The 12,162-nt window shown below is 66.2% G+C and carries 17 protein-coding genes; all 17 read left to right on the top strand.

Features of this window, described 5'->3' with window-relative positions:
* Positions 1-9: 9 nt before the first annotated feature.
* The 17 genes from rplE (at position 10) to RG19_RS11345 (ending at position 12,073) form a co-directional block, all read left to right on the top strand.
* A complete protein-coding gene (rplE, locus tag RG19_RS11425) occupies positions 10-549 on the top strand; it encodes a 50S ribosomal protein L5 (protein ID WP_058835373.1) in 540 nt (179 codons plus the stop codon).
* Positions 550-569: 20 nt separating this feature from the next.
* A complete protein-coding gene (gene rpsN / locus RG19_RS11420) occupies positions 570-875 on the top strand; it encodes a 30S ribosomal protein S14 (RefSeq protein ID WP_058835372.1) in 306 nt (101 codons plus the stop codon).
* 199 nt (positions 876-1,074) lie between these two features.
* Entirely contained in the window at positions 1,075-1,470 is a 396-nt protein-coding gene (gene rpsH / locus RG19_RS11415; RefSeq protein WP_058835371.1) for a 30S ribosomal protein S8, read from the top strand.
* 13 nt (positions 1,471-1,483) lie between these two features.
* Positions 1,484-2,011 (top strand): 50S ribosomal protein L6, encoded by a 528-nt coding sequence (gene rplF / locus RG19_RS11410; protein ID WP_058835370.1) that lies wholly within the window; start codon positions 1,484-1,486, stop codon positions 2,009-2,011.
* An 83-nt stretch (positions 2,012-2,094) separates the two neighbouring features.
* Positions 2,095-2,448, top strand: coding sequence for a 50S ribosomal protein L18 (gene rplR, locus RG19_RS11405; protein WP_058835369.1), 354 nt, complete (start codon positions 2,095-2,097; stop codon positions 2,446-2,448).
* A gap of 164 nt (positions 2,449-2,612) precedes the next feature.
* Positions 2,613-3,152: a 30S ribosomal protein S5 gene (gene rpsE, locus RG19_RS11400; protein ID WP_082672628.1), complete on the top strand. Its 540-nt coding sequence runs from the start codon at positions 2,613-2,615 to the stop codon at positions 3,150-3,152.
* On the top strand, positions 3,145-3,342 hold the full coding sequence (rpmD, locus tag RG19_RS11395; RefSeq protein ID WP_058835368.1) for a 50S ribosomal protein L30: 198 nt from the start codon (positions 3,145-3,147) through the stop codon (positions 3,340-3,342). The genes rpsE and rpmD overlap by 8 nt, the downstream gene beginning before the upstream one ends.
* Entirely contained in the window at positions 3,342-3,782 is a 441-nt protein-coding gene (gene rplO / locus RG19_RS11390; RefSeq protein ID WP_082672627.1) for a 50S ribosomal protein L15, read from the top strand. The genes rpmD and rplO overlap by 1 nt, the downstream gene beginning before the upstream one ends.
* A 6-nt stretch (positions 3,783-3,788) precedes the next feature.
* Positions 3,789-5,153: a preprotein translocase subunit SecY gene (secY, locus tag RG19_RS11385; protein ID WP_058835366.1), complete on the top strand. Its 1,365-nt coding sequence runs from the start codon at positions 3,789-3,791 to the stop codon at positions 5,151-5,153.
* A 337-nt stretch (positions 5,154-5,490) separates the two neighbouring features.
* Positions 5,491-5,847, top strand: coding sequence for a 30S ribosomal protein S13 (rpsM, locus tag RG19_RS11380; protein WP_058835365.1), 357 nt, complete (start codon positions 5,491-5,493; stop codon positions 5,845-5,847).
* A gap of 9 nt (positions 5,848-5,856) precedes the next feature.
* Entirely contained in the window at positions 5,857-6,249 is a 393-nt protein-coding gene (rpsK, locus tag RG19_RS11375; protein ID WP_058835364.1) for a 30S ribosomal protein S11, read from the top strand.
* A 14-nt stretch (positions 6,250-6,263) separates the two neighbouring features.
* On the top strand, positions 6,264-6,896 hold the full coding sequence (gene rpsD / locus RG19_RS11370; protein ID WP_058835363.1) for a 30S ribosomal protein S4: 633 nt from the start codon (positions 6,264-6,266) through the stop codon (positions 6,894-6,896).
* Between the two features lie 178 nt (positions 6,897-7,074).
* Positions 7,075-8,073, top strand: coding sequence for a DNA-directed RNA polymerase subunit alpha (locus RG19_RS11365; RefSeq protein WP_058835362.1), 999 nt, complete (start codon positions 7,075-7,077; stop codon positions 8,071-8,073).
* A gap of 199 nt (positions 8,074-8,272) precedes the next feature.
* Positions 8,273-8,656, top strand: a complete 384-nt coding sequence (rplQ, locus tag RG19_RS11360; RefSeq protein ID WP_058835361.1) for a 50S ribosomal protein L17 — start codon at positions 8,273-8,275, stop codon at positions 8,654-8,656.
* A gap of 143 nt (positions 8,657-8,799) precedes the next feature.
* Entirely contained in the window at positions 8,800-9,336 is a 537-nt protein-coding gene (locus RG19_RS11355; protein WP_058836573.1) for a disulfide bond formation protein B, read from the top strand.
* 48 nt (positions 9,337-9,384) lie between these two features.
* Positions 9,385-10,773 carry a class II 3-deoxy-7-phosphoheptulonate synthase gene (locus tag RG19_RS11350; protein ID WP_058835360.1) on the top strand — a complete coding sequence of 463 codons (1,389 nt, stop codon included), beginning with the start codon at positions 9,385-9,387 and terminating at the stop codon, positions 10,771-10,773.
* Between the two features lie 220 nt (positions 10,774-10,993).
* Positions 10,994-12,073, top strand: a complete 1,080-nt coding sequence (locus tag RG19_RS11345) for a mechanosensitive ion channel family protein (RefSeq protein WP_058835359.1) — start codon at positions 10,994-10,996, stop codon at positions 12,071-12,073.
* The last annotated feature ends 89 nt before the right edge of the window (positions 12,074-12,162 follow it).

The following is a 12,162-nucleotide window of genomic DNA, read 5'->3' as shown; positions in this document are numbered from 1 at the left end:
AATGCAGAAATGACGACCCGTCTGGAAAAGTTCTACAAGGATGAGGTGGTGCCGAAGCTGATGAAGCAGTTCGGCTACACCAACATCATGCAGGTGCCGAAGCTGGTCAAGATCACGCTCAACATGGGCGTGGGCGAGGCCGCCGCGAACAAGAAGGTGCTCGAGAACGCGACCGCCGACATGGCGAAGATCAGTGGCCAGAAGGCGCTGGTCACCAAGTCTCGCGTCTCGGTGGCGTCGTTCAAGATCCGCGACGGCTGGCCGATCGGCTGCAAGACCACCCTGCGCCGCAATCACATGTACGAGTTCCTCGATCGCCTGGTCAACGTCTCGCTGCCGCGCGTGCGCGACTTCCGTGGCGTGTCGGCCCGTTCGTTCGACGGTCGCGGCAACTACAACATGGGCGTGAAGGAGCAGATCATCTTCCCGGAGATCGATTTCGACCAGGTCGACGCGATCCGCGGCATGGATATCGCCATCACCACCACGGCGAAGACCGACGCGGAGGCCAAGGCCCTGCTCGAGGCCTTCCGCTTCCCGTTCCGCTAATCGATCCGAGGACACAGACAATGGCCAAGACCTCCATGGTCAACCGCGAGATCAAGCGGGCCAAGCTGGTGAAGAAGCACGCCGCCAAGCGCGACGAGCTGAAGAAGATCATCGCCAGCGAGTCGGCGAGCTACGAAGAGAAGATGGACGCGGTGACCCGTCTGCAGAAGCTGCCGCGCGACTCGTCGCCGGCGCGTCAGACCACCCGTTGCGCCCTGACCGGCCGTCCGCGCGCCGTCTACAGCAAGTTCGGCCTGGGCCGCAACAAGCTGCGCGAAGCCACCATGCGCGGCGACGTGCCGGGTCTGCGCAAAGCCAGCTGGTAAGGCGTCCGGCGCCCGGGTGTCCGGGCGCTGCGCGTATCGAAAGCAGGGTGCCCGGCACACGCCGGGTTCTTTGCTGTAGAATGGCCGGCTCTCCGCCCCCGGGCGGGGTGTGCCGGCCTACGACGCTTCGGCGTCGGGCCGCCAACAATCCCAAGAATTCGCGAAAGCGGATATCGGTGCTACTCAAAGGTACTTATTCATGAGCATGACTGATCCCATCGCCGACATGCTGGTCCGCATCAAGAATGCGGCCGCGGTCGGCAAGCCGACGGTGAAGATGCCGTCGTCGAAGATCAAGACGGCGATCGCCAAGGTCCTGAAGGACGAAGGCTACATCGTCGATTTCCGCGTCACCGAGAACGGCGCGAAGGCCGAGCTCGAAGTCGAGCTGAAGTACTACGCCGGTCGGCCGGTGATCGACCGCCTGCAGCGCTTCTCGCGTTCGGGTCTGCGTCAGTACCGCGGCAAGGACGATCTGCCGAAGGTCCTCAACGGCCTGGGCATCGCCATCGTTTCCACCTCCAAGGGCATCATGACCGACTCGCAGGCGCGCCAGCAGGGCGTCGGCGGTGAAGTCCTGTGCTTCGTGGCTTAAGGGAGAGCGCCCCATGTCTCGCGTCGCCAAGAAGCCGATCGCCCTCCCGAAGGGTGTCGAACTCAACATTCAGGCCGATTCCGTCAGCGTCAAGGGCCCCAAGGGCACCCTGAGCGCCGCTAAGCCGGCCGGCGTCGAAATCAAGCTCGAGGACGGCGTCGCCACGCTGTCACCGGCCGACCCGTCACAGATCGCCATCACCGGCACCCTGCGCGCCATCCTGGCGAACATGGTGCAGGGCGTCTCGCAGGGCTTCGAGCGCAAGCTCGAGCTGGTGGGCGTCGGCTATCGTGCCGCCATGCAGGGCAAGGACCTCAGCCTGTCGCTGGGTTTCTCGCACCCCGTCGTCTTCCAGGCGCCCGAGGGTGTGTCGCTCGCCACGCCGACGCAGACCGAAGTGCTGGTCAGCGGCGCGGACAAGCAGGCCGTGGGCCAGGCCGCCGCCAAGATCCGCGCGTTCCGTCCGCCGGAGCCCTACAAGGGCAAGGGCGTGAAGTATTCCGACGAGACCATCATCCGCAAGGAAGCCAAGAAGGCTTAAGGCGGCTTCGCGGAGCGCCCGGCCCAGTGCCGGGCGCCCGAAGCACGCTCCACGTCGATCCGCTTTCCTGAGAGAACAGAACCATGGACAAGAAGAACGCCCGCCTGCGTCGCGCCAAGGCCACCCGTGCCCGGATTCGCGAACTCGGTGTCCCCCGCCTGTCGGTGCTACGCACCGGTCAGCACCTGTACGCGCAGCTGTTCAGCGCCGACGGCTCGAAGGTGCTGGCCGCGGCCAACACCACCCAGGCCGACGTGCGCGAAGGGCTGAGCAGCGGCAAGAACGCCGAGGCCGCCGCCAAGGTCGGTCGCGCGATCGCCGAGAAGGCCAAGGCCGCCGGCGTCGAGCGCATCGCGTTCGACCGCTCGGGCTACCGTTACCACGGCCGCGTCAAGGCGCTGGCCGATGCCGCTCGCGAGGGCGGTCTGCAGTTCTGATCCGGCAGGCGGATGGGGCGACCTGTCCGTCGATCCGGTATATACGGCCGGCGCCGGTATGCGCCGGACGTCCTCCGCCTTCTGCGCGGTCCGACGGTCCACAGCGATAGCCACAACACCAAGCGGCCACGAGCCGTACATCCTTTCAAACAGAGATCCGGAACATGGCAAACGAACGTGAATCGCGGGGCCGCGACCGTAATCGCGACCGCGAGGAAATCGACGACGGCATGATCGAAAAGCTGATCACGGTCAACCGTGTCAGCAAGACCGTCAAGGGTGGCCGCCAGTTCACCTTCACCGCGCTGACGGTGGTGGGTGACGGCAACGGCCGCGTCGGCTTCGGCTACGGCAAGGCGCGCGAAGTGCCGGTCGCCATCCAGAAGTCGATGGAGTACGCCCGCAAGAACATGAGCAACGTCGACCTCGACGGCGGCACGCTGTTCCACACCGTCAAGGCCGGTCACGGCGCGGCGCGCGTGTTCATGCAGCCGGCGTCCGAAGGTACCGGCGTGATCGCCGGTGGCGCGATGCGCGCGGTGCTCGAGGCTGTGGGCGTCAAGGACGTGCTGGCCAAGGCGGTCGGCTCGCGCAATCCGATCAACCTGGTGCGCGCGACGGTCAAGGGTCTGGCGTCGATGCAGTCGCCGGCCAAGATCGCGGCCAAGCGCGGCAAGAAGGTCGAGGAGATCGCTCATGGCTAAGCAAGAGAGCGCCGGCGGCACCGTCAAGGTGCGCCTCGTCAAGGGTCTGCGCGGAACCCAGGCACGCCACCGGCTGTCTGTGAAGGCGCTGGGTCTGAACAAGCTCAATGACGTCCGCGAACTGAAGGACAGCCCGCAGGTACGTGGCCTGATCAACAAGGTCCACTATCTGGTTCGGGTCGAGGAGTAATCATCATGCGTCTCAATACTCTCAAGCCCGCAGAGGGCGCCCGTGCCGAGCGCGTCCGCGTCGGTCGCGGTATCGGCTCCGGCCTGGGCAAGACCGCCGGTCGCGGCCACAAGGGCTCGTTCGCGCGTTCGGGCAAGGGCAAGATCAAGGCCGGCTTCGAAGGCGGCCAGATGCCGCTGCGCAAGCGTCTTCCGAAGGTCGGTTTCCGCTCGCACCTGAAGAACGACACCGCCGAAGTGTTCCTGTATCAGCTCGACAAGCTGGACGGCGAGATCGATTTCGCCGCGCTGCGCGCCGCGAAGCTGGTGCCGGCCAAGGCCAAGCGCGCCAAGGTCGTCAAGAAGGGCGATATTTCGAAGAAGCTCGTGCTGAAGGGCCTGCTGGCGACCGCCGGTGCCCGTGAGGCGATCGAAGCAGCCGGCGGCAAGGTCGAGGAGTAAGCGTCGATGGCGCGGAGCGGTAGCGCAATGGGTGGTGTGGGTGCGGGTCTCGGCAAGTTCACCGAGCTCCGACAGCGCCTGCTGTTCGTCCTCGGGGCGCTGCTGGTCTATCGCATCGGCTGTTACATCCCCGTGCCGGGTGTGAACCCGGACGCCATGCTGCGCCTGATGGAGCAGCAGCAGGGCACCATCGTGGACATGTTCAACATGTTCTCCGGTGGTGCCCTGGAGCGTTTCAGCCTGTTCGCGCTGAACGTGATCCCCTACATCTCGGCCTCGATCGTCATGCAGCTCATGGTGCAGATCGTGCCGAGCCTGAAGGCGATCCAGAAAGAAGGCGAATCGGGCCGTCGCCGGATCACCCAGTGGTCGCGCATCGGCGCGATCCCGCTGGCGCTGTTCCAGTCGGCCGGCATCGCGATGGCGCTGCAGGCATCGGGGGCGAGCAACGGCATCCAGGTCGTCTACGCGCCTGGCATGGGCTTCGTGCTCACCGCGATCGTCGCGCTGACCGCCGGCACCATGTTCCTGGTCTGGCTGGGTGAGCAGGTCACCGAGCGCGGTATCGGCAACGGCGTGTCACTGATCATCTTCGCGGGCATCGTGGCCGGCATTCCCGGTGCGGTGATCGGGTTGTTCGAGCAGGCGCGCAACGGCGACATCACGCCGATCGCGGTGATCCTGATCACACTGATCGTGTTGGCCTTCGTCTACTTCGTGGTGTTCGTGGAGCGCGGACAGCGTCGGATCACGGTGAACTACGCGCGCCGCCAGGGCGGCCGCAACGCGTACATGAACCAGAGCTCGTTCCTGCCGCTCAAGCTCAACATGGCCGGCGTGATCCCGGCGATCTTCGCGTCGTCGATCATCATGTTCCCGGCCACGGTCTCGACCTGGTTCGGCCAGGCCGGTTCGGCCAACTGGATGCAGCGGGCCGCACAGGCGCTGTCGCCGGGCGAGCCGCTCTATATCCTGCTTTTCGGTGGCCTGATCGCCGGCTTCGCGTTCTTCTACACCGCGCTGGTGTTCAACAGCCAGGAAACCGCGGACAACCTCAAGAAGTCGGGCGCACTGATTCCGGGCATTCGGCCGGGCAAGGCGACGGCGGATTACGTCGACGGCGTGCTGACCCGGCTCACCGCTGCCGGCGCGCTGTACCTGGTGATCGTCTGCCTGTTGCCGGAGTTCATGCGGGCGGAGTTCAACACCTCGTTCTACTTCGGCGGCACGTCGCTGCTGATCGTGGTGGTCGTGGTGATGGACTTCATCTCGCAGCTGCAGGCGCACCTGATGTCGCACCAGTACGAGAGCCTGCTGAAGAAGTCGAATCTGAAGGGCGGTCGCGGCGGTGGTGGTCTGACCACCCGCTGACGGCGGCGGCATACATATCGAACGCGGGCCGCTTTGCGCGGCTCGCATTGGACCGGGATCCACACATCCCGGTTCCGGATGGGCGACTCGGGCGGCGGTCTCGCGCACGAGTGGTCCGGGGCCTGTTTCCCGCTGGAGTGGCGGGAGCGGCCGTGGGACGCGCGAGCGTCCGCGGCCAGCCACGGACCTTCGCCGGAGCATGGGCACACTCCCCATGCCGGAGCAACGGGCCTGTCGGGCCGGGGCTTCCTGAAAACCCGAGACCCTGATACAATTTCATGTTCACTGCGCCGGGCGCCCCTTGGGCCTGGCCGTCTAACCAGTTGGAGATCGCGTCATGGCGCGTATTGCGGGCGTCAATCTGCCTGCCCAAAAGCATGTCTGGGTTGGGCTCCAGAGTATCTACGGCATCGGCCGTACCCGTTCCAAGCAGGTCTGCGAAGCAGCCGGTGTCGATGTCACGACCCGGATCGTCGACCTGTCCGAGCCCGAAGTCGAGCGCCTGCGCGCCGAGATCGGCAAGCATGTGGTGGAGGGCGACCTGCGCCGCGAGATCGGCATGGCGATCAAGCGTCTGATGGACCTGGGCTGCTATCGCGGCCTGCGTCATCGCCGCGGCCTGCCGCTCCGTGGTCAGCGGACCCGCACCAATGCGCGCACCCGCAAGGGCCCGCGCAAAGCCATCCGGAAGTAAGGAATCGATATGGCAAAGCCGGCAGCTAACAAGACCAAGAAGAAGATCAAGCGCGTCATCACCGATGGCGTCGCCCACGTCCACGCTTCTTTCAACAACACCATCGTGACCATCACCGACCGCCAGGGCAACGCGCTCTCGTGGGCGACCTCGGGTGGCGCGGGTTTCCGCGGTTCGCGCAAGTCGACCCCGTTCGCTGCCCAGGTGGCGGCCGAGAAGGCCGGCAAGGCCGCGCTCGACTACGGCGTGAAGTCGCTGGAAGTGCGCATCAAGGGCCCGGGTCCGGGACGTGAGTCCGCTGTTCGTTCGTTGAACAACGTGGGCTACAAGATCACCAACATCATCGACGTGACGCCGATCCCGCACAACGGGTGCCGTCCGCCGAAGAAGCGTCGCGTCTAAAGGAGCGATAAGAAATGGCTCGTTATATCGGTCCTACCTGTAAGCTCGCGCGCCGCGAAGGCGTCGATCTGTCGCTCAAGAGCCCGACGCGTGCGTTGGATTCCAAGTGCAAGCTGGAGCAGAAGCCCGGCCAGCACGGCGCGACCAACACCCGCAAGGGCAAGCTGTCCGACTACGCCACCCAGCTGCGCGAGAAGCAGAAGGTCAAGCGCATCTACGGCCTGCTGGAGCGGCAGTTCCGCAACTACTACAAGAAGGCCTCGACCAAGAAGGGCAACACCGGCGAGAACCTGCTGCAGTTGCTGGAAACCCGCCTGGACAACGTCGTCTACCGCATGGGTTTCGCGGTCACCCGTCCGGCCGCCCGCCAGTTGGTGTCGCACCGTGGCGTCACAGTCAACGGCAAGCCGGTCAATCTGCCGTCCTACCAGGTCAAGGCGGGCGACGCGATCGCGCTGTCCGAGAAGGCCCAGAAGCAGCTGCGCGTGAAGGAGGCCCTGGAGGTCTCGTCGCAGATGGATCTGTCGCCGTCCTGGGTCGAGGTGGACTCCGGCAAGTTCGCCGGTGTGTTCAAGGCCGTTCCGGCCCGTGGCGACCTGCCGTCGGACATCAACGAAGCGCTGATCGTCGAGCTCTACTCGAAGTAAGCGGCAAGCGGGACCCGCGCGGTCTCTGGCACCGGCGGCGTCTACGCCGCCCGGTGCGATGCAATCCCCCAACCCGGCCGGCGCCTTCAAGCGTCGGCCGCCCCCTCGTCGAAAGGGGGCTCCAAGAGCCTCGTCCGTGTCGCCGACGCGATGCGGGCACCGCAGGAGAAGCTATCAAATGACGGTTACTGCCAACCAGGTCCTGCGCCCGCGCGCTCCTCAGATCGAGCGTCTCGCCGGCAATCGTGCCAAGGTCGTGATCGAACCGCTGGAGCGTGGCTATGGCCATACGCTCGGCAATGCCCTGCGCCGCGTGCTGCTGTCGTCCATCCCGGGTTTCGCGATTACCGAGGTCGAGATCGACGGCGTGCTGCATGAGTACAGCGCGATCGAGGGCCTGCAGGAGGACGTGCTCGAAGTCCTGCTGAACCTGAAGGATGTCGCCATTCGTATGGGGACCGGCGAGAGCGCCACGCTGGCGCTGTCGAAGTCCGGCCCGGGCGTGGTGACGGCTGCCGACATCAAGACCGACCATAACGTCGAGATCCTCAACGGCGAGCATGTGATCTGCCATCTGACCAAGGATGCGTCGATCAACATGCGCCTGAAGATCGAGCGTGGGTTCGGTTACCAGCCGGCCGCTGCCCGTCGTCGTCCGGACGAAGAGACCCGCACCATCGGTCGTCTGATGCTGGATGCGTCGTTCTCGCCGGTGCGCCGCGTCGCGTACGAGGTCGAGGCCGCCCGCGTCGAGCAGCGGACCGACCTGGACAAGCTGGTCCTCGATATCGAAACCAACGGCACGATCGACGCCGAGGAAGCGGTCCGCACCGCGGCCGACATCCTCACCGATCAGCTGTCGGTGTTCGGCGACTTCACCAACCGCGATCGCGGTGCGGCGAAGCAGCAGACCGCCGGGGTCGACCCGCTGCTGCTGCGTCCGATCGACGATCTCGAATTGACCGTGCGTTCGGCGAACTGCCTGAAGGCCGAGAGCATCTACTACATCGGCGATCTGATCCAGAAGACCGAAGTCGAGCTGCTCAAGACGCCGAACCTGGGCAAGAAGTCGCTGACCGAGATCAAGGAAGTGCTCGCGCAGCGTGGCCTGTCGCTCGGCATGAAGCTCGAGAACTGGCCGCCGACTGGCGTGTCCGCCCACGGCATGCTGGGTTGATTCGAAGCGGACCCGGCGCTTCTCGCCGGGTCCGCTGCTGTATGTGGCAACGCTGTTCGCAACACCCTCCCGACGGGCCTCGACGCCCGCGGACGCCGGTCAGGGAAGACCGGTACGGACCATCCGCAGTCCATGTTCCAACGCCAGGACGGCGACAACGCACGACACAGTCCCAACATTCATCTGAAGGAATCATTCCATGCGTCATAGAAAAGCCGGCCGCAAGTTCAACCGCACCAGTGCGCATCGCGAGGCGATGTTCAAGAACATGGCGTCGTCGCTGTTCAAGCACGAGCTGATCAAGACCACGCTGACCAAGGCCAAGGAACTGCGTCGCGTCGCCGAGCCGCTGATCACCATGGCCAAGGTCGACGGTGTCGCCAATCGTCGTCTCGCCTTCGCGCGTCTGCGCGACAAGGAGGCCGTCGGCAAGCTGTTCGTCGAGCTGGGCCCGCGTTACCAGGCCCGCCCGGGCGGCTACCTGCGCATCCTCAAGTGCGGCTTCCGTGCCGGCGACAATGCGCCGATGGCGTACGTCGAGCTGGTCGACCGCCCGCAGGATGCGGTTGCCAACGAGGATTGATCCTCGCGCCGCGCGTACCGCGATAACGAAGAACCCCGGCCCACGCCGGGGTTTTTTGCTATCGTGCTCCAGCACTGCCTGCCGCGGTTGTTCGTCAAGCGGCACTGGTTCCTGGCGAGCATCCTGACAGGGCAACGATGCGCATCAATCCCTTCGCCTGGTCGTTCCGGGCCCAGTTTCTTCTCGGCGGCGCGATCTGTTTCGCGCTCGTGGGCTTCGCGATCTTTTCGCAGCTGCAGTGGCATCTCGAGCCTTGCCCGCTGTGTATCTTCCAGCGCTTCGCCTTCATCGGCCTCGGGGCCGTGTTCGTGCTGGGTGGGCTGTTCGCGCCGGTCCGGGCCGGGTGGCGGCGCGTGTGGGCTGTGCTCGCGCTGGCGGTGGCTGGGGTCGGAATCACGATCGCCGGTCGGCATACATGGCTGCAGATCAGCCCGCCGGACATTCCGGCGTGTGGTCCGCCGTACGAGTTTCTCCGCGATACCTTGTCGACCACCAACCTGATCCGACGGGTGATGAGTGGTTCCGGGGACTGTGGGCTGGTCGACTGGACATTCGCCGGGCTGTCGATGCCGGCCTGGAGCCTGGTGTGGTTCGTATTGCTGGCGCTGTGGGGGCTGTACGCCGGGCTCCGGCGTCGCTCGCGGCGCGGCTGGACGTCGGACAGTTTCGGACGAAATTGACGCACCGCAGCGCTCTGGCATGATGGCCGTCCTTTCGTGGAGCCCATCATGCCGTCCGACCGCCATCTCCAGCCCGTGCAGCTTCCCATCGACTGGGCGCCGGACAGCTGGCGCACGCGCCAGGCGCTGCAGATGCCGGTCTATCCGGACGCCGTCGCGCTGGCCTCGGTGCAGGACGAACTGGGTGCGTTGCCGCCGCTGGTGACCTCCTGGGAGATCCTGGCCCTCAAGCAGCAATTGGCCGAGGCCCAGGAGGGCAAACGCTTCCTGTTGCAGGGGGGCGACTGCGCCGAGAGCTTCGCCGACTGCAGCCCGGACATCATCTCCAACCGGCTCAAGGTGCTGTTGCAGATGAGTCTGGTGCTGGTGCACGGCATGCGCCTGCCGGTGGTGCGGGTGGGCCGCTTCGCGGGTCAGTACGCCAAGCCGCGTTCGGCCGACACCGAAACCCGCGACGGTGTGACCCTGCCCAGCTATCGCGGTGACCTGGTCAACGGCCCCGCTTTCACCGCGGAGGACCGCATACCGGATCCGCGGCGCATGCTCAAGGCGCACGCGCGTTCGGCGATGACCATGAATTTCACCCGGTCGCTGATCGATGGCGGCTTCGCCGACCTGCATCATCCCGAGTACTGGAATCTCGGCTGGGTGGGCCATTCGCCGCTGGCGGAGGAGTACCACCGCATGGTGGCGAACCTCGGCGATGCGGTGCGCTTCATGGAGACCCTCTCCGGTGCCGAGGTCTACAACCTCAACCGCGTGGATTTCTATACGTCGCACGAGGCCTTGCTGCTGCCCTACGAGGAAGCCTTCACCCGGCAGGTGCCGAGGCAGTGGGGCTGGTTCAACCTCAGCACCCACTTCCCGTGGATCGGCATGCGGACCGCTGCGCTCGACGGCGCGCACGCCGAGTATTTCCGCGGCCTGCGCAACCCGGTCGCGGTCAAGGTCGGGCCGTCGGTGACGCCGGATCAGCTGATGCGGCTGATCGACCTGCTCAACCCGGACGACGAACCCGGACGCCTGGGCCTGATCCACCGGATGGGCGATGCGCACATCGCCGAAAAGCTGCCGCCGCTGCTCGATGTGGTCAAACGCGAGGGGCGGCGGGTCCTGTGGATCTGCGATGCGATGCACGGCAACACCGAGTCGACCCGCAATGGCTACAAGACGCGACGGTTCGAGCGGATCCGCAACGAGATCGAGCAGGCCTTCGACCTGCATGCGGCAGCCGGTACACGGCTGGGCGGCGTACACCTCGAGTTGACCGGCGAGGATGTGACGGAGTGCATCGGCGGTGCACGGGACCTCACCGAGGCCGACCTCACCCGCGCGTACCGGTCCAGCGTCGATCCGCGGCTCAATTACGAGCAGGCGCTGGAAATCGCGATGGCGATCGCGCGCAAGCAGGTCTCGCTGACGCCGGCGGCACGGTAGTCCACGCGGGGTTGCGTCGGCGGACGCGGCCCAGGCCGGCATGGCGGCCCGCGTGCGCCTGGCGCAGGAACGCCGGACAGGGTGGCGTCGCTTGGCTCTCGGTTCAGGGCGCTTTCGTCGCTCGATGAAAAGCGTCGTCGTGCCGGCGATGTGATGCATCGACTTCGCGTCGACGGTGTGCAGTGCAGCATGGGATGCGTGCCCGCTCCGGAGACGCCCTGTGTCGACCATCGACTGGAACCTGTTCGCCGCGACCGCCTGGCCGCTCGTGGCCGCGCTCGCCATCGGCCTGGCGGTGCGGCAGGTGCTCCTGCTGACCGCGCGACGGGTGAGGGTTCGCGCCCAGGGACGGGTCTGGGCGCTGGTGATCGCCACGGTCGCCGTGCCCGCGGCGGTGGCATTGCCGCTGCTGTTCCTGAGCATGGCGGTGGCGACCACCCCGCTGCCGCCGCCGTGGATCGACCGGATCCAGCATTTCGTCGGGGTCGCGGGCCTGGCCTGCATCACCTGGGCGTTCGTGCGCGCGGTGGGGGCGGTTGAACAACGTATCGTGGACCGCAACCCGGTCGACGTCGCCGACAACCTCCACGCGCGGCGGGTGCAGACCCAGACCCGGGTCATCGGCCGAGCGATCCAGATCGGCTTCGTCCTGATCGGGTTGGCGCTGATCCTGATGACGTTCCCGACCATCCGTCAGGTCGGCGCAGCGCTGCTGGCGTCGGCGGGCCTGGTGGGCGTGGTGGCCGGATTCGCGGCCAAGCCAGTCTTCGGCAATCTGATCGCCGGCCTGCAGATCGCCATCACCCAACCCATCCGGCTCGACGATGTGGTGATCGTGGACGGCGAGTGGGGGCGGGTCGAAGAGATCACCAGCGCCTATGTCGTGGTGGCGATCTGGGACCAGCGCCGGCTGGTGGTACCGCTGCAGTGGTTCATCGAGAACCCGTTCCAGAACTGGACCCGCCGCAGCGCGGAGATCCTGGGGCCCGTGTTCCTGTGGCTCGACCATGGCACGCCGTTGCAGCCGGTGCGCGACGAACTGCGGCGAATCTGCGAGTCGGACAAGCGCTGGGACGGTCGGGTGTGCGTGGTGCACGTCGAGGATCTGAGCGCCGAGGCGATGAAGGTCCGCCTGCTCGTGAGTGCGCGCAACTCCGGTGACGATTACGACCTGCGTGCCGCGGTGCGCGAGGGGATGATGGATTTCCTGCGACGTACACACCCGCAGGCGCTGGCGCGCACGCGCAGCACGGTGGAGGCCGAACTGGTCTCGGCGCCCGCGCAGGCCGTGGCAGGGTGAGCGGCGTGGTGTGGGCGCGCTGCGGTCGGTCGTGCCGGACGGAGCTGGAACGTGCAGGAGCGGTGCTCGTGACGGCGCGTGGCGCGCCC

Source organism: Luteimonas abyssi (assembly GCF_001482195.1).
GTDB classification, from domain to species: Bacteria; Pseudomonadota; Gammaproteobacteria; order Xanthomonadales; family Xanthomonadaceae; genus Luteimonas; species Luteimonas abyssi.
This window is presented reverse-complemented; position numbering and strand designations above follow the sequence as displayed.